General features: G+C 63.9%; 26 protein-coding genes. 17 read left to right on the top strand and 9 right to left on the bottom strand.

The window, feature by feature from the left end:
• Window positions 1-138 precede the first annotated feature (138 nt).
• The 7 genes from ARC78_RS09090 (at window position 139) to ARC78_RS09060 (ending at window position 8,420) form a co-directional block, all read left to right on the top strand.
• A complete protein-coding gene (locus ARC78_RS09090; protein ID WP_241772713.1) occupies window positions 139-2,100 on the top strand; it encodes a Z1 domain-containing protein in 1,962 nt (653 codons plus the stop codon).
• A complete protein-coding gene (locus ARC78_RS09085; protein WP_054659941.1) occupies window positions 2,084-3,112 on the top strand; it encodes a PD-(D/E)XK motif protein in 1,029 nt (342 codons plus the stop codon). Before ARC78_RS09090 ends, ARC78_RS09085 begins: the two co-directional genes overlap by 17 nt.
• Window positions 3,103-4,896 carry an AIPR family protein gene (locus tag ARC78_RS09080; protein ID WP_057506145.1) on the top strand — a complete coding sequence of 598 codons (1,794 nt, stop codon included), beginning with the start codon at window positions 3,103-3,105 and terminating at the stop codon, window positions 4,894-4,896. The genes ARC78_RS09085 and ARC78_RS09080 overlap by 10 nt, the downstream gene beginning before the upstream one ends.
• 202 nt (window positions 4,897-5,098) lie before the next feature.
• Entirely contained in the window at window positions 5,099-5,596 is a 498-nt protein-coding gene (locus tag ARC78_RS09075; RefSeq protein ID WP_241772712.1) for a hypothetical protein, read from the top strand.
• Window positions 5,597-6,196: 600 nt separating this feature from the next.
• The gene (trmY, locus tag ARC78_RS09070) at window positions 6,197-6,790 is read left to right on the top strand and encodes a tRNA (pseudouridine(54)-N(1))-methyltransferase TrmY (RefSeq protein WP_054659711.1); all 594 of its coding nucleotides are present in this window, start codon (window positions 6,197-6,199) and stop codon (window positions 6,788-6,790) included.
• A gap of 108 nt (window positions 6,791-6,898) precedes the next feature.
• Window positions 6,899-7,153, top strand: coding sequence for a hypothetical protein (locus ARC78_RS09065; RefSeq protein WP_054659717.1), 255 nt, complete (start codon window positions 6,899-6,901; stop codon window positions 7,151-7,153).
• Between the two features lie 208 nt (window positions 7,154-7,361).
• Window positions 7,362-8,420, top strand: a complete 1,059-nt coding sequence (locus tag ARC78_RS09060; protein ID WP_054659713.1) for a S66 peptidase family protein — start codon at window positions 7,362-7,364, stop codon at window positions 8,418-8,420.
• A gap of 139 nt (window positions 8,421-8,559) precedes the next feature.
• Here the strand turns inward: ARC78_RS09060 and ARC78_RS16855 are convergent, their stop codons facing one another.
• Entirely contained in the window at window positions 8,560-9,168 is a 609-nt protein-coding gene (locus tag ARC78_RS16855; protein ID WP_199398904.1) for a hypothetical protein, read from the bottom strand.
• Between the two features lie 247 nt (window positions 9,169-9,415).
• On the opposite strand from ARC78_RS16855, the gene ARC78_RS09050 reads away from it, so the two are divergent.
• Entirely contained in the window at window positions 9,416-10,246 is an 831-nt protein-coding gene (locus tag ARC78_RS09050; protein ID WP_054659715.1) for a DUF5694 domain-containing protein, read from the top strand.
• A gap of 594 nt (window positions 10,247-10,840) precedes the next feature.
• On the opposite strand, the gene ARC78_RS09045 is transcribed toward ARC78_RS09050, so the two are convergent.
• Together ARC78_RS09045 and ARC78_RS09040 are read right to left on the bottom strand one after the other, a co-directional pair.
• Entirely contained in the window at window positions 10,841-11,623 is a 783-nt protein-coding gene (locus ARC78_RS09045) for a hypothetical protein (RefSeq protein WP_054658927.1), read from the bottom strand.
• A 182-nt stretch (window positions 11,624-11,805) separates the two neighbouring features.
• Window positions 11,806-12,054 (bottom strand): hypothetical protein, encoded by a 249-nt coding sequence (locus ARC78_RS09040; protein WP_054658926.1) that lies wholly within the window; start codon window positions 12,052-12,054, stop codon window positions 11,806-11,808.
• A gap of 392 nt (window positions 12,055-12,446) precedes the next feature.
• Here ARC78_RS09040 and ARC78_RS09035 point away from each other — a divergent pair, with 392 nt between their 5' ends.
• The 3 genes from ARC78_RS09035 to ARC78_RS09025 all read left to right on the top strand — a co-directional run bounded on the left by ARC78_RS09035 (window position 12,447) and on the right by ARC78_RS09025 (window position 14,865).
• Window positions 12,447-13,331 carry an acyltransferase gene (locus tag ARC78_RS09035; protein ID WP_054658925.1) on the top strand — a complete coding sequence of 295 codons (885 nt, stop codon included), beginning with the start codon at window positions 12,447-12,449 and terminating at the stop codon, window positions 13,329-13,331.
• Window positions 13,332-13,580: 249 nt separating this feature from the next.
• A complete protein-coding gene (locus ARC78_RS09030) occupies window positions 13,581-14,504 on the top strand; it encodes an N-acetylmuramoyl-L-alanine amidase (protein ID WP_096144937.1) in 924 nt (307 codons plus the stop codon).
• Window positions 14,505-14,514: 10 nt separating this feature from the next.
• The gene (locus ARC78_RS09025; RefSeq protein WP_057506143.1) at window positions 14,515-14,865 is read left to right on the top strand and encodes a hypothetical protein; all 351 of its coding nucleotides are present in this window, start codon (window positions 14,515-14,517) and stop codon (window positions 14,863-14,865) included.
• Between the two features lie 79 nt (window positions 14,866-14,944).
• Here the strand turns inward: ARC78_RS09025 and ARC78_RS09020 are convergent, their stop codons facing one another.
• On the bottom strand, window positions 14,945-15,316 hold the full coding sequence (locus tag ARC78_RS09020; protein ID WP_054658921.1) for a glycine zipper 2TM domain-containing protein: 372 nt from the start codon (window positions 15,314-15,316) through the stop codon (window positions 14,945-14,947).
• A 183-nt stretch (window positions 15,317-15,499) separates the two neighbouring features.
• Here ARC78_RS09020 and ARC78_RS09015 point away from each other — a divergent pair, with 183 nt between their 5' ends.
• Window positions 15,500-16,423: a M14 family metallopeptidase gene (locus ARC78_RS09015; protein WP_057506142.1), complete on the top strand. Its 924-nt coding sequence runs from the start codon at window positions 15,500-15,502 to the stop codon at window positions 16,421-16,423.
• Between the two features lie 93 nt (window positions 16,424-16,516).
• Here ARC78_RS09015 and ARC78_RS09010 read toward each other — a convergent pair whose 3' ends face one another.
• Window positions 16,517-17,422, bottom strand: coding sequence for a LysR family transcriptional regulator ArgP (locus ARC78_RS09010; protein WP_057506141.1), 906 nt, complete (start codon window positions 17,420-17,422; stop codon window positions 16,517-16,519).
• 136 nt (window positions 17,423-17,558) lie between these two features.
• Between ARC78_RS09010 and ARC78_RS09005 the strand changes: the two genes are divergently transcribed.
• Entirely contained in the window at window positions 17,559-18,194 is a 636-nt protein-coding gene (locus ARC78_RS09005) for a LysE/ArgO family amino acid transporter (RefSeq protein ID WP_057506140.1), read from the top strand.
• Between the two features lie 42 nt (window positions 18,195-18,236).
• Here ARC78_RS09005 and ARC78_RS09000 read toward each other — a convergent pair whose 3' ends face one another.
• Window positions 18,237-19,031, bottom strand: coding sequence for a carboxylesterase family protein (locus ARC78_RS09000; RefSeq protein ID WP_199398903.1), 795 nt, complete (start codon window positions 19,029-19,031; stop codon window positions 18,237-18,239).
• A gap of 125 nt (window positions 19,032-19,156) precedes the next feature.
• Here ARC78_RS09000 and ARC78_RS08995 point away from each other — a divergent pair, with 125 nt between their 5' ends.
• From ARC78_RS08995 to ARC78_RS08985, 3 genes are all read left to right on the top strand, one after another.
• On the top strand, window positions 19,157-20,365 hold the full coding sequence (locus tag ARC78_RS08995) for an MFS transporter (protein ID WP_054660290.1): 1,209 nt from the start codon (window positions 19,157-19,159) through the stop codon (window positions 20,363-20,365).
• A 69-nt stretch (window positions 20,366-20,434) separates the two neighbouring features.
• Entirely contained in the window at window positions 20,435-20,722 is a 288-nt protein-coding gene (locus ARC78_RS08990) for a hypothetical protein (RefSeq protein WP_145974306.1), read from the top strand.
• A gap of 118 nt (window positions 20,723-20,840) precedes the next feature.
• Window positions 20,841-21,920 (top strand): HDOD domain-containing protein, encoded by a 1,080-nt coding sequence (locus ARC78_RS08985; RefSeq protein WP_096144936.1) that lies wholly within the window; start codon window positions 20,841-20,843, stop codon window positions 21,918-21,920.
• Here ARC78_RS08985 and ARC78_RS08980 read toward each other — a convergent pair.
• Window positions 21,917-23,494 carry a phospholipase D family protein gene (locus tag ARC78_RS08980; RefSeq protein WP_241772711.1) on the bottom strand — a complete coding sequence of 526 codons (1,578 nt, stop codon included), beginning with the start codon at window positions 23,492-23,494 and terminating at the stop codon, window positions 21,917-21,919. The genes ARC78_RS08985 and ARC78_RS08980 overlap by 4 nt on opposite strands.
• A gap of 123 nt (window positions 23,495-23,617) precedes the next feature.
• Here ARC78_RS08980 and sstT point away from each other — a divergent pair, with 123 nt between their 5' ends.
• Entirely contained in the window at window positions 23,618-24,826 is a 1,209-nt protein-coding gene (gene sstT / locus ARC78_RS08975; protein WP_057506137.1) for a serine/threonine transporter SstT, read from the top strand.
• 159 nt (window positions 24,827-24,985) lie between these two features.
• Here sstT and ARC78_RS08970 read toward each other — a convergent pair whose 3' ends face one another.
• Both ARC78_RS08970 and ARC78_RS08965 read right to left on the bottom strand, forming a co-directional pair.
• The gene (locus ARC78_RS08970) at window positions 24,986-25,696 is read right to left on the bottom strand and encodes an rRNA pseudouridine synthase (protein ID WP_057506136.1); all 711 of its coding nucleotides are present in this window, start codon (window positions 25,694-25,696) and stop codon (window positions 24,986-24,988) included.
• 66 nt (window positions 25,697-25,762) lie between these two features.
• Window positions 25,763-26,260 (bottom strand): M48 metallopeptidase family protein, encoded by a 498-nt coding sequence (locus ARC78_RS08965; RefSeq protein WP_054660805.1) that lies wholly within the window; start codon window positions 26,258-26,260, stop codon window positions 25,763-25,765.
• Between the last annotated feature and the right edge of the window lie 50 nt (window positions 26,261-26,310).

Genomic DNA, 26,310 nt, shown 5'->3' with positions numbered 1-26,310 from the left:
TGTGGATGTACAACCATGAACGCCCAAACATGGCCTTGGGCGGCATCACCCCCAAGCAGCGGTTGGCCATGGCCGCATAGCTCTACTTCTCAGAACTCTGGTTAATGGGGGGATTACCATGAGGCTGACAATGCATCCGTGGATACGGCCGACGACGTAATGGATGAGGCTACAGAGCTTCCAGATCAAGAGCATGACCCGACAGTTATAAACAAGCTGATCCGGCGCATATTGCACTCCTTCTCCCGATCCGCCTATGTAGGCTATACCGCCACACCTTTCGCCAATATTTTCATCCATGAGCGTGGCGAGACAAAAACCGAAGGAGCGGATCTTTTTCCTTCGGCCTTCATCCAGAACTTGGCTGCTCCCAGCAATTACGTGGGACCTTCCGTCGTGTTCGGCCATCCGTCCCCTGAAGGACGAACAAAAAAATTGCCGCTGGTGAAGGAAGTAGAGGATTTTCAGTCGAAAGACGGGCATACAGATTGGATGCCGGTCAAACACAGGAATGGGCATGTTCCTGTCTGGAGCGCCACAGAGCAGCTTCCCCCCAGCCTGCGCGCCGCAATCGATTCTTTTGTACTTGCTTGCGCTGCTCGCGTTCTGCGGGGCCAAGTCAATATGCACAGTTCGATGCTTGTCCACGTGACGCGCTTCAATCAGGTGCAGCAGTACGTCAAGGCTGACGTCGAAAACTACGTCAAGTCTTTGCGGCAGAGGATTGGCCGGAGAATGGGGCACGAGGAGATCTTGGAGCGATTTCGCGTCATATGGGAGTTGGATTTCCTGCCAGCCACGCACGAAGTCAGGGCCGCCGGACTTGGCGACATTCCCCTTGACGATTTTTCATGGGATGAGGTGCTGAAGGCTCTTCCCGACGTTCTTGAGGACATAGATGTCCGGATGATCAATGGCACCGCAAAAGATGCCCTGGACTATGAGGAGAACAAGGAGAAGGGGTTGAAGGTTATCGCCATCGGCGGGGATAAACTGGCTCGTGGGCTTACCTTGGAAGGGCTTTGCACCAGCTACTTCCTGCGTGCCTCGAAGATGTACGACACGCTGATGCAGATGGGCCGCTGGTTCGGCTATCGCCCTGGCTATCTCGACCTGTGTCGTCTGTACACCTCTCCCGATCTGGTTGAGTGGTTCCAGCACATCTCCGATGCCGCAGCCGAGCTACGGGAGGAGTTCGACCTGATGGCGAATTCAGGGGCTACCCCGAGGGAGTTTGGTCTCAAGGTGCAGTCCCACCCGGAACTCATGGTGACATCCCAGATCAAGATGCGGAGTGCCAAGACCCTGCTCCTCTCCTACAGCGGTCAACTCATGCAGACGATTTCGTTCTCAAAGGGGGATGCGCAAAAGAACATGGCTGCCACGCGCAGATTCATCGGGAACCTGGGGGATCCTCAAGAAAGGAACAAATTTGGAAACTCTTTCGGTGAAATTTCGAACTCGTGGAGCGGCCACCTGTGGAGCAATGTGTCTGTGCAAGCGGTTGTGGATTTTCTTGCCGATTACCGAACGAACAGTAACGCCCATCGGGTCAACAGTGCTGTCCTCGCCGAATTCATCCAGAAGATGTCGATGCTTGGTGAGCTGACCAGCTGGAATGTGGCCGTACTCGGCAAGCAGAGCGGTACTCCAATATTGCTTTCCCCAGGCATTGAAATTAACAAGATCAGTCGTGGTGCTGAGCTATTCGATGGTGGAAGATTCGCCATCGGTGTTCTGTCGGATCCGAAAGACGAAACCATTGGATTGAATCATCAGCAATGGGAAGCTGCCCTGCAATCCACAATTGAAATGTGGGAAAGCAAGAAAGAGGCGAAATCGACGGAGCGACCCACGACACCTGGTGGCCCAGCCATCAGAAAAGTTCGAGGACTCGGTGCCTTGGGAGTTCCTCCTGAGCCTGATAGGGGACTTCTTCTTCTGTATGCCGTGGATCCTCAGTTTGAGAAAAACACGTCGGATGGCTTGTCTGATGTCATAGGCTTTGCCATCAGCTTTCCGGGCAGTAAAGCCGATGCCCGGGTCGAATACAAGGTCAACAATGTAGGCTGGGAGCAGGATTATGGTGCCTCTGAATGAAGAGGAGCAGCTTGCCTCAGCGTGGCGGGCATTGAGTGGCGAAGCCGGAAGTGTGGGCTGGAAGGTCATTGATCTGTTCAGTGCCAACGGTTGCAAGGTCATGGCTGGAAGAAAGGGCACTGGTAACGAGGAGAGCCTTCTGGTTGGAATCTCTGGTGCAACGGTACCCGTCGAATCCCAGCTGCCTCGTGGACAAGGCTTCATATTCATCCACACCGAGTTGCCTGGAGATGCATCGAAGCGAACATGGTTTGCCTTGGTGCGTCAGCAGGGCGGTCAGCTTCCGCTGTTCTCCTTGATGGCCGCCGATCTCGTTTCGTTGCTCGCGCGCTTAGGTGGTGATGGAGGAGAAGGAATTCTTTCTGCCCTGATGACACGGATCCATGCATGGCAGAACTTCATGAAACACAACCGGCCAGACCTTCTCTCCGCAGAGGAGGAGATTGGTTTGGTCGGGGAGTTGTTTGTACTTGGAAATTTGATATCCGATGGGATGCTCGCGGCAGACGCGATCCAATCATGGGTCGGGCCCACCGACGGATTGCATGACTTCAGGATCGGTCCCGGCGGGATTGAAGTGAAGTCCACCACCGCTCCGAAGGGATTTGTGGCCAAGATCGGGAATCTGGATCAATTGGACAATAGCCTCTATCAGCCGCTCTATGTCGGTTCGGTCAGGCTTGGGCAATCCAACAACGGGAGTACGTTGCCCGATCTCGTTGATTTGCTCAAAGAGAAAATTCATGACGAAGCCGCGATCGCGCTGCTCTCCAGCAGGCTTGTTGCCGCCGGCTACATCGACTCCATGCGGAATAATTACGTGAGGCGCTTCGTAAATCGCGAGTTGGCCTATCGCTTGGTAGAGGATGACTCTCCTCGATTGACAAGGGCGAACGTGCCCAGCGCTATTTACGATGCCAAGTACACGATGGATCTGGATGTGATACCGGTGGTTGCGATCACGTTCAGTGAAATTTCTTCAAATCTAGGAGTGAATGCAGCATGGAGTTGATCGAGTTTCTGGGGCAGATTCGTGCCGAGGTGAGAGATGAGATCGCCGACAGGGCAGTCGCATCGGGAACAGCGTATCCCTATCCTGAGCTGGTCTTCTCGGAGATCGTCATGAAACACATGGAGGACGTAGGAATGACCTACGAGCCCCAGGTCTGTCACGTGGACGGCAGGGCCGGAAGGGGGAACATCCGATTGAGCGGGTACTCCATTTCCGAGGATGGAGATCGTCTTGATCTGTTTGTCACCGTGTATCTCGATTCTGAGGAATTGACGCCAATTCCAGACTCGGAGACCAAGCAAGCCGCCGAGTACTGCTTCCGCTTTCTGAAGTTGTCTGCGGAAGGGAAGATGGCAAAGACCCTAGATCCTGCCCATGACGGACATGAGCTCGCTGTTCATATCGAACGGGGATATGGGGAGCTGGAAGAAGTCCGGATCTACGTACTTACCGATGGGCAGGTCAAGACAAAGAATTTCAAGTCGCAGGAGATTGCGGGAAAGACCATTCGCCTCGAGGTAATGGATATTGAGCGACTGCATCGCCACCTTTCGGAAGGCAAGCCGAGGGACGAGCTGGTCGTAAACTTCACGGATGTCGCCGGCGGCCCACTGCCTTGTGTCTACATTTCCGGTGGAGACAATTCCTACGATTATGCAATGACCGTTTTCCCCGGAGAGGTTTTACGCCATCTCTATGACAAGTATGGAGCCCGCCTTCTTGAGGCCAATGTCCGATCATTCCTCAGTGCAACAGGCAAGGTGAATAAGGGGATACAGGTGACCCTGCGGTCAGAGCCGGAAAAATTTGTCGCCTATAACAATGGAATTGTGGTTGTTGCCGACGAGGCAAGCTTGGGGAGGACCACTCAGGGCGGTCCTGGGATTGCTTGGTTGAAAGGCATGCAGATCGTAAACGGTGGGCAGACAACGGCCTCGATTTATTTCACCAAGAAGAAATATGCTGACACCGATCTTGGAAGAGTTGGCGTTCCCGCAAAGGTCGTTGTCCTCAAAGCCGATAATCCAGCTGCGGAGGAGGCGTTGATCAGCGACATCTCCCGGTTTGCCAATAGCCAGAATACTGTCAAACAATCCGATCTCTCCGCGAACTCTCCTTTCCATGTTGAACTGGAAAAACTCTCGAATTCAGTGTATCTGCCCGATGGCGTTGGGCGCTGGTTCTATGAGCGCGCGGCCGGCAGCTATACAACCATGTTGGCCCGCGAAGGAAGTACACCAGCGAGGTACAGGAACCTTAAGACGAACGTTGTTCCGCCTGCACGTCGGCTGACCAAGACGGATCTCGCAAAGTTCCTCAATTCGTGGGATGGCAGGCCGGATCTGGCAAGCCTTGGTGGGCAGAAAAATTTTGCCCGGTTCATGGATGATGTGCGTGAGCGGGAAGAGCGTGGTGAGTCGATCATTCCAGATGCTCATGCATTCAAACGCATGATCGGCAAGGTGATTCTTTTCAAGCAGGTCCACTCGCTTGTCAGGCCAATGTTCCCGGCATTTCAAGGAAATGTGGCCATCTATCTTGTGTCGCTGATTGCCAAGGCCCATGGGGGCAGGGTTGATCTTGTTCGTATATGGGAGCAGCAGGGTATTTCTGGCGCGTTCAAGGATCAGATTCGGGTGTGGGCAAGGGAGGTAAATGCCGCCTTGCACTCGACGGCAAACGGCAGGATGGTCAGCGAGTGGGCAAAGAAGGAGGACTGCTGGAAAGAGCTTCGGGAGCTGTCGTTGGCAGACACTGCGGGTTTCATTCCCGAGATCAAATAGGGAGATCGCGGCCAAGCCTGCATTACTTTTTTTTGCGCATGTACCCTGATGCAGGCACGCTTGAGTGCGTGGAAAACCGGGCGCTGTCAGAGTTTTCTGACAGTTTCATCGGCAATCTGTGACAGCACAGAAAGACAAGGCCTGATAGTCATCTGATGCGCCATTGCCCGCAATAGGCCTGCCGCCAAGAAGGTGGCTTTCTATGAAAGGGAAGTTCGAAATGGCACAGAGCAAGGCTTCTTTGGTGTTGTCGCAAGAACAGGTAGACCGGATCAACGCAGCGTTGCTCAGCTTGGAAACGGAGCTGAGCCAGTTGACGGCCATGCAGCCGTTTCAGCGCCGGCGGATGTTGAAGATGGGGCCGGGCTCAGAAGTGTTCGCTCGCCGGGCATTGGAGGCGTTGGAGCAGAACCCGGACATCATTCCGCCCAGCCTGTCGGCAGCGCTGCCCGGTGCCAAAGCCGATTTGGTGGCGGTCGATCAGTTGCGGCCGATCATGGATCGCCTCAATCGGCTCGGCGGTCGTGCATCGGATACCGAAATGACATTGGGCAGCGACGTGATGACCGTGGCCTTGGAGGGCTACAACCAGCTCAAGGTCTCGGGTCGGGACAAGGGCTTGGACGCCTTGCGCAACGAGTTGGGCTTTCGCTGGAAGAAAAGCCGCCGCCGTTCCGAGCCGGAGCCCGAGTCGGCGTAAGCGGTAGTTATTGCGCATGCGTTCTCACAGGCCGCCCTAGGGCGGCCTGTTTCGTTGTGGGGGCGTTCGATGCCTCGGTGCAAGGCCAAAGCCGTTCGTGTTTGGGGCGCCAGGCCGGGGGCGCCGGAAGCAGTCCGAGGACTCGGTGGAGTAGCTGAGAAGCTATCCGGAATAGAAAAAAGGTTCAACGGAGTAGCTCGGAAGCTATCCGGAATAGAAAAAAGGCTCAACGGAGTAGCTCAGAAGCTATCCGGAATAGAAAAAAGGCTCAACGGAGTAGCTCAGAAGCTATCCGGAATAGAAAAAAGGCTCAACGGAGTAGCTCAGAAGCTATCCGGAATAGAAAAAAGGCTCAACGGAGTAGCTCAGAAGCTATCCTAGCGGGCTTTGCGCCTACCGGGGGGCGGCAATGGGAGGGCTGCCGCGGTGCTGGACACCTTGGGCCCCACTTTGCGGCTGCCGGCCCGGTGGCCGCCTGTCTAAGATGAGGGCAGGGAGGGCGCCCGGGCGTTCCGTAACATGGCCCAGTGGCTGGTTTCACGCGACAATGCGCCGGCGGCACTGCGCTGTCGCGTTTCCCCCGGACCCCTCACGAGCCCCATGCGAACTTTTGTAATGCGCGCGCGCGCCGCGCCCACCGACCGCCAGAAGCTGCTGGCCTCGGTGGGGCAGGACGCCCATACCGAAATCCTGGCGCACACGCTGATGAACGCCATCTTCGTGGCCCAGTCGCACCGCGCCGATGTGGTGGTCTATCTGGTGCTGGAAAGCACCCAGGACTTCTCGCGCACGGTGCGTTTCGAGGTCAATGCCATGCACGAGTTCAACGGCTTCCACGAGGCCGCGCTGCTGGGCAAGGTGGCCAAGGCGCTGGATGTGTCGCAGGGCATGGGCAAGGAACAGAGCCGGCCGGTGGAATCCGGGGTCACGGTGCGCACGCTCAGCTTCGAGCGGCTGATGCAGGAGCTGGCCGAAGACCACCAGCTGTTCCTGATGGACCCCAAGGGCACGCCGATCGGCGAGCAGGTGTTCGCCGACAAGCCGTGCTTCGTGCTGACCGACCATATCCCGATGCCGAAGAAGGTGATCCCCAGCCTGGAACGGATGGGCGCCAAGAAGATCACGCTGGGGCCGACGATGCTGTTCGCCTCGCAATGCGTGGTGTTGATCCATCACGCGCTGGACCAGCGCTGAGGCCGGGGCGCCTCAACCAAATGCTTCCCCCGATGTTTCCCAATGGCCACGTACAGGCGCAGTGCTTTGCGCCTGGCGGTGATGCCGATCCGATCAGAGATGCACGTCATGACGAAAAGCTACGATCCCCCTCTTACCGTGGGTTTGAACGGTCCTCTCTATCGCGTCGACAAAGCGATAAAGCTGGCCCAGAAACGGCTCGATACCGCGATGGACGCAAAGCGTCTGCACACCAGCCACAGTCTGGCAAACGAGGTGGTCAAAGAGGCGCGCGAAGCGCTGCGCAAGGCGGAGCAGGCGCGGGTGCTCAAGATTGCGGAGCTCGGCGCGGCGGCGGAAAAATACCGGCAGCGGCCGGCGTAATCCGTTGTTGTTGGCTCCCCGGTAATCAAGCGCCCCGCACTGCGGGGCTTTCTGTTTTCCGCGGCCACGTCGCGCGCGTGCGGCGCGCTGCAGGCACATATCGCGACGCGGTGCCGGAAAAACACCGGGCCCCCGTGCTGCGTTGCAGGTTGGCGGGCGTTGCGCGGGGTTGCTAGGCTGCGGAACGTTTTTCTTTGCGGGTGTGGGCATGGATAGAAGGCGTTTTATCGGCGGTGCGGCACTGGCGGCGGCACTCCCACTGACCGGCCTGCAGGGCGCAATGGCGGCGACGGCCGCGCCGCGCCGGTTGTTGCCGCCGGCATTGAACAAGGGCGACACGGTGGGGCTGGTCAGCCCGTCCGGTGCCACCAGCGAGCGGCTGGGCCTGCAGTTGGCGGGCGAGGCGATGGAAGCGCTGGGCTTGAAGGTGAAAACCGGTGCCCACTACGGCGCCCGCCACGGCCATCTGGCCGGCACCGATGCCGAGCGGGCCGGGGATTTGAACGCCATGTTCGGCGACAGGCAGGTCAAGGCCATCGTCTGCGTGCGCGGTGGTTCCGGTGCGGCGCGGCTGCTGCCGATGCTCGACTACGCGCGCATCCGCGCCAATCCGAAGGTGCTGCTGGGCTATTCGGATATCACCGCGCTGCATTGCGCGATCCAGGCCAAAACCGGGCTGGTGACCTTCCACGGCCCGATCGGCGCCGGTAGCTGGCCGCGTTTCAACGTTGACCAGTTCGAGCGCCTGTTCTTCAACCGCGAGCTGATGAACTACCAGAACACGACCGGCAGTGATGACGAGCTGGTGCCGCGCAAGAACCGTACCGTGACCCTGCGTGGCGGGCGCGCACAGGGCGAGCTGATCGGCGGCAACCTCACCGTGTTGACCGCGCTGGCCGGCTCGCCGTACCTGCCGGACTTCACCGGCAAGATCCTGTTCCTGGAGGACGTGGCCGAGGCGCCGTACCGCATCGACCGGATGTTCAGCACCTTGAAGCTGATGGGCGCGCTGGACAGGATCGCCGGCTTCATCTTCGGCGACTGCAACGACTGCAAGCCGGGCGATGGTTATGGTTCGCTGACGTTGGACCAGATCCTGGATGACTACATCCTGCCGCTGGGCATTCCGGCCTATACCGGCGCGATGATCGGCCACATCCGCGAGCAGTTCATTGTGCCGGTTGGCGGCAAGGTGGAGATGGACGCCGATGCCGGCACGTTCCGGCTGCTGGAGCCGGTGTTCCAGGCGCCGGCGGCCAAGGGCTGAGCCCGGTCCGCCGCGGATGCCAGATGGACAAGGCCCCGCCGTGCGGGGCCTTTGTCGCCTCAGGCGTGCTCAGTCATGCATTTCCCTGCGCCGGCCGCGCGCCTGTCCATCGCCGCCGGGGTCTGGCCGGTGGTCTCAGTCAATAGCCGTCGCTCGTCAGCGCCATGACGTCGATGAAGCGCCCCGTGGCATCGAACCGGCATCTGAATTGCTTGATGCCTTCGCTGCCCTTGTCGACCGTACCGTCGATCGAGGTGCTGCCGTCCTTGGCGCGGGCGACCGGATCGGTCTTCACATAAGCAGGCCGGGTAGCAAACATCCCGGATACCTCGCCACGACAAAACGCCGGCATGTTGCCTGGGGTTACAACGGGGCCACGCGCGGCCGGTGAGGCGGCCACAGTGGGCTGTGCAGCGTGAGACGCACCGCTCACGTCGGCCGTCGTGTGCATCTGGCACACGCCGTTCGCGCCGCCGCGTCCCGTATACGAGGCCGACAGCGTGCCGTCCGGGTTCTTGGACAGCGAGAGGGTCGTGCCGGTCGCCGCATCCCTGGCTTCGTAGTAGTTATCGTTGAATTTCTTCAGTACGGCTTCCTTGCCATTCACGTACACCGGCCCGCCTTCATCACCATGGACCTCCAGTCCAAGAGGACAGGTCGCGTTGAAGAGCGGCAGCCCGCCGCTGGATGCGGCCCATGTTGGCGGACTGATGAGCAGGACCAGGCCCATGGTGATTCCGATACGCATGATGTTGCTCCTGGACAGATAGGTGTGCCGCTGGCGCGGGCGGGAGTGGGGAGCGCCACGTTACGCCGATTCTCGTTGCGATGCCGTCAAGCGCACGGTCGGCCATCTGGCAGATCGTTGTCGTTGGGTGAGATCCAGCGGGTCCACTCGGGTTGGTGCTGGTGCCCTGCCGGTTTGGCGGTAAGGTCCCGTTGATCTGGCAGTGGTACCCGACTCGATGGCCGTACATACAACCTGAGGGCAAGAGATGAGTTTCAACCGATGGCAGCGCGCTGCGCTGCTGATGTGTGTGATGGCATTGCCTGCGGTGGCGGGTGCGACCGGGGGCACGCCGGCGCCGGGCAAGGTGCTGATGCTGGGGGCTTTCCACTTCGCCAATCCGGGGTTGGATATGGTCAAGTCCGGCGTGATCGACGTGATGACCCCGGCCAACCAGGACTATCTGGACGGGCTGGCCACGCGGCTGGCGGCCTTCGCGCCCACCGATGTGCTGGTGGAGTGCGAGGCGTCGGCGCAGCCCCGGCTGGATGCGGAGTTTGACGGTTACCGGAAAGGCACCTTCGCGCTGAAGTCCAACGAGACCTACCAGATCGGATTCCGCGTGGCGAAAGCGGCGGGACTGGACCGGGTGACCTGCTTTGACGAGGGCCAGGTGGGCTGGGAGGCGGAGCCGATGTTCAATTACATCAAGGCACACGATCCGGCGATGCAGGCGGCAATGGAGGCGACGTTCAAGATGTTGTCCGAGCGCACCGGGCAGGAGCAGGCCACGTTGTCGCTGCCGCAGCTGCTGCAGCTGCTGCAGCTGAGCAACGATGTGGCGCGTGATCGCGAGAACAAGGATCTGTATATCCGCACCAATGCGGTGGATGCCGGTGGCAGCTTTGCCGGTGCCGATGCCTCGGCCAGCTGGTGGCACCGCAATTTCCGCATGTATGCCAACGTGCAGAAGGCGGCCGCGCCGGGCCATCGCGTGCTGGTGATTGCCGGCTCCGGGCACACGGCCATCCTCAAGGATCTGCTGGCCATAGACAGCCAGCGGCAGGCCGAGGAGGTGAGCGGGTACCTGACGCCGTGATACCGGCGGGACAGTACCGGGTTCATTGGCCGGGCGAGCAGGGTGCCGGTCCGCGCCGGGATGGGGCATGACTGGCACGAATGCGGTGTGGCCGTCGGCGCAGTCGCGGTAGCGCCGGGGCGGCGCCTGTCCTGTTCAACGGGGACGTCGAGCAGGTGGTGTTGCCAGGGGGCGGCCCGTGCCGCCGGGGGGTGTGGTGCGGGCGTCGTTTGCGCGCCCGTCGCCGCGACGGACAACGTCACGGCGACACCGCTTGCCTTACTTGGCTTTCTTTTCCCGCTTCTCGGCCTTCTTTTCCTTCATCGTCTTGGCCGGTTTCTTCTTCTGGTCCTTCTTCTGGTCCATACCCTTGCTCATCATTTTCTCCTGGAGGTCGGGGGCGCCGTCCGGCAGCAGCCGTCGGCGGCGCAACAAGCGCACGCCAGCATAGCCGGTTGAGCGCCCCTGAAAATGGACTCACGTAGGAACCGGCGGCTTTTCCGGCAACGTCCCGACAAAACCCGGCGGGCGGTTACCTCGACCTCCACCGGAATTGAAAAAGCCCCGCATGGCGGGGCTTCTTTTTTCAGCGGGCGATCGGGCGTGTGCCGGTGCTCAGATGTCCTGGTAGGACGTGGCGGCGGCGATCACGCTGCGCAGGCGTTCGATTTCCGCGCTGGGGTCTTCGGGCAGGTAGTGGCGGTCGCCAAAGTCCTGCACGCTGGTGGCCAGCGGTTCGAGCACCACCCGGGTGCGTTTTGCATTGCGGATTTCCAGCGTGGTCCAGGTCTCGTCGCCGCGCACAAAGCCGATGGCGAACTCGCGCTTGTGCCGGCCGCCCGGGACCAGGCCCCCCCGGTCGCGGTAGTTGTCGGTCAGGGTGGTGGTCACTACCGGCGTTTCGGCGTCGTCCAGATACAACGCGGCGTTCCACTCCAACGCGCTGATCGGCAGCGGGCTGTTGTTCTCGATGGTGGCGCTGATCTTCGGTGCCAGACCGAAGAAGTCCTTCTCGATCCGGAAGGCGGTCTGCACGGCGGTGACCTGTGCCAACTGCGCACGCACTTGCGCCGCCTGCAGGGCCTGCGGCTCCAGCGCCGCGATCCGCGCCGGATAGGTTTCCAGCACCTGCGCCACTTCACCGCGGATGATCTGGCGCGGACTGTTGCCGGGGTAGCGGCTGTGCAGGCGGTCCAGATCCAGGTCCGACACGGCCCAGTTGAAGCCCTGCTGTTCGTGTTCGCTCATCTTGGCAAAGACCGGGTTGAGCGAGGCGAAGTACGGATCGGCGCCGTTGCCGGTCACCAGGGCGGTATCCATCGGGCCACCACAGGCGGCAAGGACCAGCATCAGTGGCACAGCCACGAGCAGGCGCAGGCGGGAGAGGGAAAGCGGCATCACAGGGCTCCTGGTGAAAACAGCGGTCACATCGACGACGAAGCAGGGATATCGGCCGCAGCGGCGTGTGCTTGAGGCCGGTCGCCTGTTGCGCGGGTTGCCCTCCACCAACGAAGAAGGCCCCGCAATGCGGGGCCTTCCGGAGACGGGGCGCGAGGATGCCGCGCCCTGTGCTGGCGGCGTTACGCCTTGGCCGCCTCGGGGGCGGCAGCCTTCTTGCGCTCGGTGTTGCCCTTGGAGCGGAAGGCGGTGACGTTCACGCGCATCGGCGTGTTGCCCAGCACCTCGACCTTGCCACCTTGCTTGCGGAATGCGGCCAGGTCCGAGGCGATGCTTTCGCTGGTGATATCGAAGCTCATGCTCTTGCTGGCACTGGCCTGCTTCAACTTCGAGGACGTGCTGCTGCGGTGGGTTGTAGCCTTGCGGGGCATCGGATTTCCTTCTGTCGATTCGCCGTTGGCAGGCGCATTGCCGCCCGGCGGAACGGCAACGCTGCCGCTGACGGCGTCGTTGCCACGATCGTGACTTCCCGTGGAGGTGGCGCGGAATGAGCGCCGGTACGCCCCCGGTAGTGGGGTGCGCGAAGGAGGGCGGGGAAGCGCGGACATCCTGCACAACCGTCGCTGAACTTGATGTTATTTGGCCCGGAATCCGCAAAAGCCGATGTGATAGGGCGGCGGGGCGTCTGCTGCCGCAGGACCGGGCGCCGTTGCCGGGCCTCAAGCGCCCGCCCGCGTCTACCCCTTTGGTCGGACAGGGGAACGGTGGCGGTTTTGCTACCCTGTGGCACTTTCCTGATTTTCGGGGTTGCCCCGGTGCTCTTATGAAGTGGCTGCGCGTTGCTCCCATCCTGTTGCTGATCGCCCTCAATACGCTGGCCCATTGCCTGCCGCTGTTCGTGGTGGCGCTGGTCAAGGCGGTATTGCCGTTCGAGCGGGTGCGGCTGGCCTGCAATCCGTTGCTGACCGGTCTGGCCGAGAGCTGGGTGGCGGTCAACAGCGCGATGCTGGCGCTGTTCACCCGCACCCGTTTCAGCGTGGAAGGCCAGGCCGACCTGCAGCGTGACGGGCACTACCTGGTGCTGGCCAACCACCAGAGCTGGGTGGACATCGTGGTACTGCAGAAGGTGTTCAACCGTCGCATTCCGCTGCTGCGCTTTTTCCTGAAGCGTTCGCTGTTCTGGGTGCCGGTGCTGGGCCTGGCCTGGTGGGCGCTGGATTTCCCGTTCATGGGCCGCTACACGCGCAAGCAGATCGTCAGGAACCCGGAACTGGGCCGTCGCGATATGGAAGTCACCCGCAAGGCCTGCGAGAAGTTCCAGAGCATTCCGGTGGCGGTGATGAACTTCGTCGAGGGCACGCGTTTCACCGCTGAAAAGCACGCCGCGCAGTCTTCGCCGTTCCAGCACCTGCTCAAGCCCAAGTCCGGCGGGGTGGCCTTCGTGCTCGATGCGATGGGCAAGGGGCTGAACGCGTTGCTGGATGTCACCATCGTCTATCCCAAGGGCATCCCGTCGATGATGGATCTGATGAGCAACCGGGTTCCGGAGATCAAGGTGCTGATCCGCCAGCATCCGATTCCGGCCGAGTTGATCGGCGGCAATTACCAGGACGACCGCACCTTCCGCGCGCAGTTCCAGAAATGGATGAACGGCCTGTGGCTGCAGAAGGATGCCGACATCAGCGCGCTGCTGGCCGGCAGGAACTGAGCATCGTAGAGAGTTAAAGCAAAGGCCCCGACAGGGGCCTTTGTTGTATGCGGTGCTGGCTGTTCAAGGGCGGTGCTGTGCCGTCACACCATTGCGTATCCGTGATGGGCTTTGGAAAAGCCATACGGTGCGATGAGTCGCGGGCAGCGCATCACTGGAAGTGTGATGACAGTCCTGTTCGATTAACCCGTCATTGACGGTGAGGTTGCTACATCTCCGCCTGCAGGGGCCATCAGGGATGGAGGCAGCATGGAAAGAGCGACAGATCCGGCGGTGCAGACGACTCCGATGTCGTTACGGGAGCAATTGCAGGGTTCCATCGTCGAGCTGGGGCTTGGCGCGGCATTGGAACAGGGGTTACTCGAAGCGCTGCATGCCGAAGTGAAGCGAAATCCGGTAATGGCGCGCGTGGATCAGGTGCTGGTCAACGAGGACCGTGTGTTCGCTGTGTATCGCCCCTTCGGCGAGCAGCCTCCGGTCCATCATGTGAATGTGCCGTTGCGCGGGGTGCAGCAGACGAGCGCCACGGAGCCGGTGGTGGGAGCGGATGGTTACCTCACCGATCAGGCGGTCACCCGGCATGAAGTGCCGGGGCTGGGGCGTTCGTCCATGGGCGAGCCTGTTGCGCTGGTGATGCACCGGACCGAGTCGGCAACCGCCGCGAGCGCTTTGAAGAGCTTTGCCAGCGGCCGCGATGGGGTCCAGTACGGCACCCACTTCCTGATCGACAAGGACGGGACGATCTACCAGACCGCGTCCCTTGGCCAAAAGACCCTGCATGTGGGCAAGATCAAATCCCGCTGCGTGGAGGAGGGAACCTGTTCGGAGGAGGAATCCCGGCTGGCGGAAAAGCGCGGCTTCAATCCGACGGCGACCCACAATCATGAAAAAGCCAAGCAGTACCCGCAGCGCTATCCCCTCAATGAAGACAGTGTCGGAATCGAGGTGGTGGCGCGACATGTCGATGGCAGTTGGGAGGCCCCTACCGCGGCCCAGACCGTCGCAATCAACCGTCTGGTTGGAATTCTTCAACAGCAGTACGGACTGGGAGAACAGGACGTCTATGCGCACGATGTCGTTTCATACAAGACCCTCGGGGAGGGGGCTGGCCTGTATCAGCCTGCTGCTGTTGTCGACAATGAGCGGGTGCAGCAAGGGGGACCCTCGCGCTGAGCAGGAGCGCATGGATCTGCCGCAGGTGCTGAGTATCCAGGGTGCCCGCCTGGCGGACGAACCGGCAGCTGGCGGCGTCCAGTTGCCCAGGGCGTGCAGCGAATGGAGGCTGGATGCCGATGCGGCCGGCCGGTTCTTCGCGCTTGCCACCGAGTACCCGCAGATGCCGACGCAAGGGTTCTATCAGCTGCCCTGCAGCATCGAAGGCGTGGTGCAGGCCGATGGCAAGCGTTGGGATTTCAGTATCAATGCCGCCGGAACTGCGGTGTGGAAAAGTGGCGATGTCACCCGCTATTTCGGCTGCAGCACGGCGGCCTGCGCACCGCTGGTACTGCTGATGCCCGACAACGGTGAGCCCTGAGCGCAGCGGCTGTGGCAGTGGCTTCCCTTCGATAACAAAGGCCCCGACAGGGGCCTTTGTTGTTTGCGGGGACGGAAGATCAGCGATAGACCCGTTCGCAGCGGGTTTGGACCACGCGCTGGCCGTTGCGCTCCTGGTTGCGGCCCTGCACATTGCGGCCGACCAGGCCGCCGGCCACTGCGCCGCCGACAGTGGCGAGCTTGCGGCCATTGCCCTTGCCGACCTGGTTGCCGAGCAGGCCACCGATCACCGCGCCGGTGGCGGTGCCGGCGACGCGGTTCTGGTCGCGGGCGTTGTTGGCCACTTCCACGTCGTGGCAGACCACGCGGCTGCCATCGTCGAAGCGGCGGCCTTCATCGCGTGGGCCATAGGTCTGTGCGTGCGCGCCACTGGCGACCAGCATGCCTGCAGCGAGCAGGGTCGCTGCCAGCGGGAAGGAAACAATGCGCATAAGAGGCTCCTTGGCGTGTTGGAAACGGCGTGTTGCAGCCTGCCTGTGCAGGCCGAAACGGAAAATGAAACGGCGCGATCGCGGTTGCGTTGCGGTTCATGCAAACGCCCATGCCCGGCATGAACCGGCGCGTGGCTTGGGTGTAGAGTTCGGCCCTGTCTTCGACCTTTGACGAGTGTGTGTATGAATACCGCTGCCGCTTTCTATCCCGTGGGCACGCCCGGCCAGCCGTGGGGCGCGCCCGAACGGGCGCAGTGGCTGGCGCGGCAGACCGTGCAGCGCAGCTACGCCGCGGAAGTGGTGAGCAAGATCGACGCGCTGCGCGAGCGCTTTGATGTGTCGCAGTACGGGGAGCTGGACTATCCGTCCGGTCGCTATCCGTTGTTTGCGATCCGCAGCCGCAACTGGGACGAGGCGTTGCCGGTGATGCTGGTGACCGGGGGTGTGCACGGCTATGAGACCAGCGGCGTGCAGGGCGCACTGCAGTTCGTGGACCAGCATGCGGCCGACTACACCGGTCGCTGCAATCTGCTCATCGCGCCGTGCGTGAGCCCGTGGGGCTATGAGCGCATCCAGCGCTGGAACGCGCTGGCACTGGATCCGAACCGCTCGTTCGTGCCCGACAGCCCGGCGCAGGAATCGGCCGCCCTGATGGCGCTGGTGGCGCCGCTGCAGGGCCGCTTCCTGGTGCATATCGATCTGCATGAGACCACCGACAGCGACGAATCCGAATTCCGTCCGGCGCTGGCCGCGCGCGACGGCAAGCCGTTCGAACCGGGCGAGATTCCCGATGGTTTCTATCTGTGTGCCGATTCGCTCAACCCGCAGCCGGCATTCCAGCAGGCGGTCAACGCCGAAGTGGCCAAGGTGACGCATATCGCCCCGGCCGATGCGCAGGGGCAGATCATCGGTTCGCCGGTGGTGGCGCCGGGCGTCATCGAGTATCCGCTCAAGGCGCTGGGACTGTGCGCCAGCATCACCGATGCCCGCTACACCACCACCACCGAGGTCTACCCGGACAGCCCCAAGGCCACGCCGCAGCAATGCGATCTGGCACAGGTGGCGGCAGTGCGCGGGGCACTGGACTACGCGCTGGCCCATCGCTGAGTGCGGGGGGCGCGACGCGGAGCCGGCCCATCCGGGTGAGCCGGGTGGGCTTTCTGCGGGATTGCAGGCGTGCCGGTGAGGGCGCGCAAGGCGTTACCTGCGCTTGCGCACCAGCATCGCCGAAGCCTGCAGGATGGCGCGGGTCAGCAGCGCCATCGAGTTCACCTCGCCCTTCCAGTGCTGCCAGTACAGCGGCACGTCCTCCCACGCGCGCGCTTTGACGTAGACCAGCCGGCCGCTTTCCAGGTGGCGGCGCACCAGCGGCAGCGGGTTCATGGTCCAGCCCAGTCCGCCGAGGTTGGCATGGACGAAGGCGCGGGTGGAGGGAATCCACCAGGTGGGCGCATCGAGCGGATGGTCGACGCCGGCCAGACGCCGCGCGTAGCGGGCCTGCATGTCGTCCTTGCGGTTGAATACCAGCACCGGCGCCTGCGCCAGCGACTGGGCGTTCACGCCCTTGGCGAAATGGCGGGCGTGGAATTCCGGGGTGCAGGTGGCGGCGTAGCGGATGCTGCCCAGCGCGTGGATCTGGCAGCCCTGCACCGGTTCGGACAGGGTGGTCACCGCGCCGAGCACCGCGCCCTGGCGGAGCAGGGCCACGGTGTGGTCCTGGTCTTCGGTGTGCAGATCCAGCGTGGTGGAGGTGTGCTGCGAGAAGGTCTGCACCGCCTCGGGGAACCAGGTTTCCATGCTGTCGTGGTTGACCGCCACGGCGATGCTGGCGCGTGGCAGTTCGTTGTCGGAGATGCCGATGCGCTCGAAGGCATCGCGTTCGAGCAGGGCGGTCTGCTCGGCCAGCTGCACCAGGATCTGTCCTTCGGCGGTGGCCACGGTCGGGCTGGAGCGCTTGACCAGCAGCTTGCCGACCCGGTCCTCCAGCGCCTTGATCCGCTGCGATACCGCCGAGGCGGTGACATTGAGCGACAGCGCGGCGCGCTCGAAACTGCCTTCGCGGATCACCGCGGCCAAGGCCCGCAGCTGGGCGTGATCGATGCGCATCGATTAAGTTCCGCTAAAGATGGTTAACGAAGTTTAGCTCCACTTTTTGATGCTGCATTGCGACAATTGCGTCGTTCAGTCGCGGCGGTGATTCCCCCCGCTGCGGCGCTCCCCCTCGCAACAAGGCAGTTTCCCCATGTTTTCGGTTATCTCCACCCAGGCTGCCGGCAGCGCCTGGCTCAGTGGCGCCGGTATCGGTATCGGTCTGTTTGCCATCGTCGGCGCGCAGAGCGCCTTCATCCTGCGCCAAGGCATCATGCGCCAGCACGTGGTCCCGATCATCGCCACCTGCTTCGCCATCGACGCCAGTTTCATCTTCGCCAGCGTCGCCGGGCTGCGCACGCTCACCGACCAACTGCCATGGCTGACCACGGTCCTGCTGTGGGGCGGCGTGGCGTTCCTGGCCTGGTATGCGCTGCAATCGGCACGCCGCGCGCTCAGCGGGGGCGGCGGCATGCAGCTGGACGATGACGCCGAGCAGTCGCTGCGCACCGCGCTGATGGCGGCGGCGGGTTTTTCGATCATCAATCCGCACTTCTGGCTGGACATGATGGTCATCGGCTCGATCGCCGACAATTTCGGCAACAACCGCATGGCCTTCGCCGCCGGTGTGGTGACCGCCAGCGCGGCCTGGCTGACCATGCAGGGACTGGGCGCGCGCCTGCTGGCGCCGCTGTTCACCAAGCCCTCCACCTGGCGCGTGCTTGACGGCACGATCGCGGTGATCCTGAGCGTGCTGGCGCTGACCCTGGCGATCCGCGGCGTCGGCTGAGCCGCGCATCGCGCCGGTGAGCCGGCACGGCGCGCGCGCCGCTCAGGGACGCCGTTGCTGGAACAGCCACGCCCACATCGCCGGATCGCGGTAGGTCGGATCCCAGGCGTTGTGGCCGACACCAGGCAGTTCGGTGTAGCGCAGGTCGGCGCCGACCCGCTGTGCGGCCTGCGCGATCAGGCGCGCATCGGTCGGTGGCACCACGGTGTCATCGGCGCCATGGAACATCCACACCGGTACCCCGCGCAGCCGGGTGGCCACGGCGGTGTAGGGATCGGTCTCATCGGCCACCTGATCCACCCGCAATGTGGTGCGGCCTATGCGCGGGGCGGTGATCGCCGCACACACCGGCACCAGCGCGGCGAAGCGCTGGGGCTGCATCAAGGCCAGTTCCCAGGTGCCGTAGCCGCCCATCGACATGCCGGTGAGGTAAATGCGCTGCGGATCGGCGTGGAACTCGGTACTGGCCGCATCCAGCGCGGCCAGCGCCATGCGCGCGTTGCGGCCCAGCCATTCCTCGTCCTGGGGCACCTGCGGCAGTACCACCAGCGCCGGGAAGCTGTCGGCGTTCTTTTCCAGCCACGGGCCGAGCCCTGCCAGCAACTGGCGGCGGCCATCGTCGCCGCGCTCGCCCGAGCCATGCAGGAACAGCACGACCGGTGTCCCGGACGGATCCCGGCGGGCCGGAACGAAGACCTGGTAGCGGAACAGGCGGCCCTCGAACGGCAGCTCGCGCGCTTCGAAATGACCGCGGCCGGCGACCGCCGTACTCGTGCGTGCAAGGGTGCAGGCGGTGGACATCAGCAGCATCGACAGCACGATCAGCAGGCGGGTCATGGGCGGCTCCGGCAGCGCGGTGGCGGCCAGCTTAAGCGCAGCGGCGGTGCGCCGTCATCGCTTCGGGCGGCCGGCGCAGGGCGTTCCGCGGCAGGTCATGCGCCGCTGGCTAGACTGGCTGCAATATGACCGAGCTCAAACCTGTCCTGTGGACGCCGGGTTTCCTGCTGGCGTGCCTGGCCAACTTCCTGATGGGCCTGTCGTTCTACGTGTTGATGCCGACGTTGCCGTTCCACCTGGTGGAGCAGCTGCAGATCGGTGAAGCGACGGTGGGCGGCATTCTTTCCAGCTATGTGATCGCCGCGCTGCTGGTGCGGCCGTTTTCCGGCTTCATCGTCGACCGATTCAATGCCAAACATGCCTACCTGGCGGCGCTGGCCGGGTATGTGCTGCTCACGTCCGGCTATCTGCTGGCGCATACCGTCCTGGCCTTCGTGATCGTGCGGCTGGGCATCGGCGTGACCTTCGCGGTGCTCAGCACGGCGGCGGCGACCCAGGCGATCGACATCATTCCCTCGGTGCGCCGCGGGGAGGGCATCGGCTTTTTCGGTCTGATGAGCAGTCTGGCGATGGCGCTGGGGCCGATGGTGGGGCTGTGGCTGATGGACCACTATCCGTTCGAGCTGATCTTCAAGGTGTCCATCGGCGCCGGTATTGGCGGATTGCTGGTGGCCACCCGCGTGCGTTCATCACACAAGCAGCGCCGGGGCACGGCAACGGTGCTGTCGCTGGACCGGTTCCTGCTGGTGCGGGGTCTGCCACTGGCGTTGAATCTGGCGGTGATCGGGCTGGGCTACGGCATGCTGCTGGCGTTCGCGGCGATCTATGGCAAGCAGCTGGGTGCGGCCAACACCGGGATCTTCTTCACCCTGATGGCGGTGGGAATGATGGTTTCGCGTGCGTTCTCCGGGCGGCTGATCGATGGCGGCAACGTGGTGCGGGCCACCCATGGCGGCACCGCCGCGATTGTGGCCGGGCTGGGGATGATGGCCATGGCGCCGGGGCCGGGGCTGTATTACGCCGCCGGCGTGCTGGTCGGCTTCGGCTTTGGCGTGGTCTATCCGGCCTACCAGACGATGATGGTAAATCTGGGCGGGCATGCGCAGCGCGGTACCGCGGTGGCCACCTATTTCTCCGCGCTGGATGTCGGCATCGGACTGGGCATGGTGGTGGCCGGATTGATTGCCTCGCAGGTCGGCCTGGCCAGCGCGTTCGCCACCGGTGCGGTGCTGACCATCGGTGCGGGGCTGACATTCGCGCTGGTGCTGGTGCGCCGCGTTGTTCCCACCACCGCCACGCAAACACCGGTAACGACGGGCGCCAGCGAGCGTTGATGTGCCAGAATCGCCGGCGCCGGAAGCGGCGTATGGAAGCGCGGTATCTACACATCACAGGGGAAAACAATGAAAAAGCTTTTTGGCGTGGCACTACTGTGCCTGTTGTCTGCATGTAGCCAGGGTTTGAACGGCACCTATGGCGATCAGCTGGGGATCACCCGTTATGCCTTCCAGTCCAATGGCGAGGTGACGGTTGAAGCCATGGGCGTGTCACAGAAGATGAGCTATGAACGCGACGGCCAGTCGCTGAAAGTGCAGTTGCCGCAGGGCAATGCCCAATTGAACTTCACCATCAAGGAAGACGGTTCGCTGGAAGGCCCGATGGGGATCGTCCTGGAAAAGGTCGAAGAGTAAGCAACACCGCGTCACGCCGGCCCTGTCCGGGGCCGGTTGCCTGGGCGCCGGGCGTTGTTCGGCGCTCTGCTCAACTCGCTGCCGCCACGGCCGATAGGGATGGTGGGGTTCTGCACGGATGGCGCATACGTTGAACATGGTGATTCTGGCGGCCATCGCGGCTGCATTGGCAGTGGTTCTGATCGCGCGTCTGGCCGGAGGCCGGAAGCTGCCTGCGCGCTGGTCGTCGCGGTCACCTTCCGACACCGGCCCGCAGGCGTCATTGCCGCAGGTGCAACCCATTGCACTGAGCGCATTGCGCCAGCAGTTCCATGTGCTGGCACTGGGCCTGCCCGCGCTGCCCGAGGAAACGCCGGGGCCGGCACATCAGGCCCTGCTCACCGAGGTCAGCACCACGCTGGGACGGGCGGACCTGTCGCCGCGCTACACGCCGCGCCGTCCACAACTGCTGCCCCAGCTGATCCAGAGCGTGAATGACAGCACCGCTTCGGCGCGTTCGATCAGCCGCATTATCGGCAGTGATCCGGTGCTGGCGGTCAACCTGCTGCGGATCGCCAACAGCCCGCTGTACCGCTTCCAGCGCCGCGAGGTGCAGAGCATCGAGCGGGCGGTGACGCTGGTGGGCAACGACGGCATCCGCCAGATCATCTCGGCGGCGTTGATCCAGCCGGTGATGAATCCCTCCGACCGCGACGGCGGCCGCTTCTCGCGGCTGTTGTGGGATCACACCCTGCGCATGTCGCTGGCCGCGGCCGACCATGCCCGCAGCATGGAGCGCGAGGACGGCTTCGCCGCGCAGCTGGCCGCGTTGCTGCGCGGGCTGAGTGTGGCGATGGTGGTGCAGGCCACCGCCGATGCCTACGCACGGCGGCCGTTGCTGCAACCCTCGGCGGTGGTGCTGCTGCAGCTGATCGAGCGCTGTGCGGCCGAAACCGCCGCGCGCATCGCCCGGCACTGGGAGCTGGCGCCGGCCATCGTGCAGGCGCTGCAGGACAGCGACGGCGCCGGCAGTGGGTTGGGGCGCTCGCTGCAGCTGGGGGAGCTGGCCGCCTCGCTGTCGATGCTGTGCAATGCCGGGGCACTGCCGGCCGACGAGGCCGAGGCGCAACTGGCGCTGCAGCTGCCGGCGCATGTGGCCGGCTGGCTGTGGAAGCGGGTCAGTGCCGATGCCGCCGACGGCGCCGACAGCGCGGCCTAGAGCTGCGACTCCAGCGGCAGCCAGCGGATCAGGCGGGCGGTGGCCCGCTGCAGCAGCGAGGCGTCTGGTTCGGTGCCCAGCACCTCCGGCGGCGAGGACGCCCATTCCAGCCAGCGCAGGTCGTGCTGGCGATCCAGATAGACCCAGTAGCTCAAGGCCGGGCTGGCCAGACGCAGGTATTCGCTGCGCAGGCGCGCGGCCAGCACCGGATCGTCGAACACCGCGCCCATCTCGGTGTTGAGGTAGGCCGAGCGCGGGTCCAGGTTGAACGAGCCGACAAAGCCGCGCCGGTCATCGACCACGAACGCCTTGGTGTGCAGGCTGGCGCCGGAGCTGCCGAAGGTGGACGCCTTGTGGCGGTCCTGGGCCTTGAGTTCGTACAGGCGCACGCCGCCGGCCAGCAGCGGTTTGCGGTAGCGCATGTAGCCGCTGTGCACGGCGGCGACATCGTTGGCTGCCAGCGAATTGGTGACGATGCCGACCTGTACGCCGTGGGCGACCTGCGCGGTCAGGCCGGCGGTGCCGGCTTCGCCGGGGACGAAATACGGGGAAATCAGCAGCGCCTTGTGCCGCGCGCTGGCCAGTTCGCCGGTCAGCCGGGTGACCAGCCAGTCGCTGCGGTCGGCGCCGCGCAGCTTCTGCGGTGGATCGGAGTGGATCTGCACGCCAGCGGTCCAGTGCAATCCCAGCTCGCCTCCGACGTACGAATCGGCAAGCCGCGCGCGCACCCGCTCCAGGTAGGGCAGGCTCTCGCGCTGGCGCGCTTCCTGCCCGGACTGGTTGATGAACTTGGCCAGATCGCGTTCGGAAGCGCGGTGCAGGGCGGCGATCGGCACCACCATGTCGCTGTTCCAGAAACTGTCGAAGATCGTGCTGGCCTGAGCGGCTACGGGACCTGCCAGCAGCACGTCCAGATCGCGGAAGTTCACATCGGGCTTGGCGTTGAAATACTCCGCGCCGATGTTGCGGCCGCCGACGATGGCCACGCGGCCGTCGGCGATCCATGCCTTGTTGTGCATGCGGTGGTTGATGCTGAAGACCCGCTGCACCATTTCCACCAGCCGCCACAGGCCCTCCCGGTTGCGGAACGGGTTGTACAGGCGGATCTCGATATTGGGATGGGCATCGAGCGCCATCATCAGCGGGTCGAGCCCGACCGCGTTCATGTCATCGAGCAGCAGCCGTACCCGTACCCCGCGCTGGGCGGCGTCATAGACATCGCGCGCCAGCAGGTGGCCGACCATGTCGTCGTGCCACATGTAGTACTGCAGGTCCAGGCTGCGCCCGGCCTGGCGGGTGATGATGGAGCGGGCGGCAAAGGCTTCCAGGCCATCGCTCAGGAACACCGTGCCGCTCTGCCCGGGATGGGCGGCGAGCAGCGGTTGCAGCTGGCGGTCCAGCAGGGTCTGCGCCGGCTGGACCGGCAGTGCGCTCGACGGCGCGCCGACCGCCTTGGGGGTGAGCCGGTCGCCAAGCAGCAGGCCGCTGATGACCAGCAGCACCAGGATGCCGAGCACATGGCCGGCCAGGCGCAGCAGGCGCCGGCGCGGCGGGCGGGGAGGCGGTGTGTGCATGGACACCATCCTAGCGGGGTTTACGGGGTTGCCGTCGCCGATCCTCCATCCATGACGTTAAGGGGATGCGGTGGCGGCCATCGCTGGGGGAGAATCGGCGTTTGCCCTGTGCCGAGTCCTGCGATGACCGACCGTTCCTCCTCCTTCCGCGCGCCCAGTCTGGTGGTGCAGATCGTCATCGGTCTGGTGGCCGGCATCGTGTTGTCGATGCTCTGGCCGGCCGGAGCGAAGGCGGTCGGGCTGCTGGGGACGGTGTTCATCTCCGCGTTGAAGGCGGTGGCGCCGATCCTGGTGCTGGTGCTGGTGGCCGCGTCCATCGCCAACCACCGCCAGGGCCAGAAGACCCATATCCGCATGATCCTGCTGCTGTATGTGATCGGTACCCTGATCGCGGCGCTGGTGGGGGTGGCAGCCAGCTTCCTGTTCCCCAGCACGTTGCAGCTCACGGCCGCGGCCGACGCCGGGCTGAGCGCGCCCGGTGGCATCGGCGAGGTGCTCAAGACGCTGCTGATGCAGGTGGTCGACAACCCGGTGCATGCGCTGCTCAATGCCAACTACATCGGCCTGCTGGCCTGGGCGGTGGGCCTGGGGCTGGCCTTGCGCCAGGCCAGCGCCGCCACCCGCACGCTGCTGGGCGAGCTGGCCGACGCCATCACCTGGCTGGTGCGGATGGTGATCAAGCTGGCGCCGCTGGGCGTGTTCGGCATCGTCGCCTCGCTGCTGGCCGAGTCCGGGCTGGGCGCGCTGACCGACTACCTGCATCTGCTGGCCGTGCTGGTCGGCGCGATGCTGTTCATGGCCTTCATCGGCAACCCGCTGATCGTGGCGGTGGTGACCCGCCGCAATCCGTATCCGCTGGTGCTGCGCTGCCTGCGCGAGAGCGGCCTGACCGCGTTCTTCACCCGTTCCTCGGCGGCCAACATCCCCGTGAACATGGAGCTGTGCCGCAAGCTGGGGCTGCACGAGGAAACCTACTCGGTGGCGATCCCGCTGGGGGCGACGATCAACATGGCCGGCGCGGCGATCACCATCTCGGTGCTGACACTGGCCGCGGTGCATACGCTGGGCATCGCCGTGGATCTTCCCACCGCGCTGCTGCTGAGCGTGCTGGCGGCGGTCGGTGCCTGCGGCGCGTCCGGGGTGCCGGGCGGCTCGTTGCTGCTGATTCCGCTGGCCTGCGGGCTGTTCGGCATTTCCAACGACGTGGCCATGCAGGTGGTGGCGGTGGGCTTCATCGTCGGCGTGGTGCAGGACTCGGCCGAAACCGCGTTGAACTCCTCCACCGACGTGGTGTTCGTGGCCGCGGCCGAACAGGCGCGCACGCGCCGCTGATGCGGCGATGCCGCGGGTGCGCCCGTTACCGGGCCGCGCGGCCTCTCATCGGGGGGATCGGTAGCCGGGCGCCGGCGTTGCGACTGCAGTTTCTGGTGGTGCCGGCGCGGCGGCCGCGCTGCGGCTGCTGGGCCCGCCGCTGCTGCCGGCGACGCCGCCTCAGAAGCGTCGGGTCGCCGGGAGGTAGCGCCACTGGCCTTCGGGCATCTTGCTCAGGCCGATCTGGCCGATGCGCAGGCGGCGGATCTGTTCGGCCTTCAGCCCGACCTGGGCGCACATCCACGCCAGCTGGCCCGGTCGCACGTCCTTGATCGCAAGCCGCAGGCGCTGCTCGCTCTGCCAGCTGACTTTGCAGCCGGGCAGGCTGCGGTTCTGGTAGATCAGCCCCTGGGTCAGCTTGGGCATCGCCCACGGCGTCGGCTCGCCACTGACCTCCACCACGTATTCCTGTTCCAGGGTGTGCCCGGTTTCGAGCAGATGGCGGCGGATACGCCAGTCCTGGGTGAACACGACCAGGCCGCTGGCGGCGTCGTCCAGTGGCATCAGTGCCTCCAGACGCAGGAAATGACGGCGCAGCGGGCGGATGCCCGAGTAATCGCCCTCGAAGTGGTTGGCCTCGGTCAGTAGCGCCGGCAGGTCGGCGCTGCTGGCGCCGGCCGGTTTGTTGAGCAGCAAGGTCGCCGGTTCGGCGGCCTCGGCACTGGCTTCGCTGGCCACGGTGACGGTTTCCCCGGTCACCATCGTCTGCGGGGTTTCCACCACCACACCATCGACGCTGACCCAGCCGCCTTCGATGTACTGCTGGGCCTGCGCGCGCGAGCACTGCAGCAGCGCGCAGACGCGCTTGTCGAGACGGATCGGGGTGGTCATGGCGGCGGGAAGATCAACGACGGCCGGCGAGTGTAGCGCCGCAGGCCCCTCGCCGCGATGGCCGGCTCAGGCGCTCTCGTGTTCCAGCGCGGTCAGATACAGGCGCAGATCGAACTCGAACTGGTGGTAATCCGGCTCCATGTGCAGGCACAGCTGGTAGAAGGCCTTGTTGTGGTCGGCTTCCTTCATGTGCGCCAGCTCATGCACCACGATCATCCGCAGGAACTCGGCCGGGGCGTCGCGGAACACGCTGGCGATGCGGATTTCGCGGCTGGCCTTGAGCTTGCCGCCATGGTTGCGGGAAATGGTGGTGTGGGTGCCCAGCGCGTGCTTGATCACCTGCAGCTTGCCGTCGTAGAGCACCTTGCCCAGCGGCTGCGACTGGCGCAGGTGGCGGTCTTTGAGCGCCTGCACGTAGTCATAGAGCTGGCGGTCGTTGCGCACGGCATGGGGTTGCGCATAGCGCTTGCGCACGGCCTCGCCGAGCTTGCCGGCGTCCAGCAGCTCGCGGGCGCGCTGTTGCAGGTGCTCGGGATAGCCGTTCAGGTACTTCAGGGGGAGCATTGGCATCGGCAGTACGTGGGGCAGGCCGGTATCATGGCAGGCCACAGCAA

Source organism: Stenotrophomonas pictorum JCM 9942 (genome assembly GCF_001431585.1).
Taxonomy (GTDB): domain Bacteria; phylum Pseudomonadota; class Gammaproteobacteria; order Xanthomonadales; family Xanthomonadaceae; genus Stenotrophomonas; species Stenotrophomonas pictorum.
This window is presented reverse-complemented; position numbering and strand designations above follow the sequence as displayed.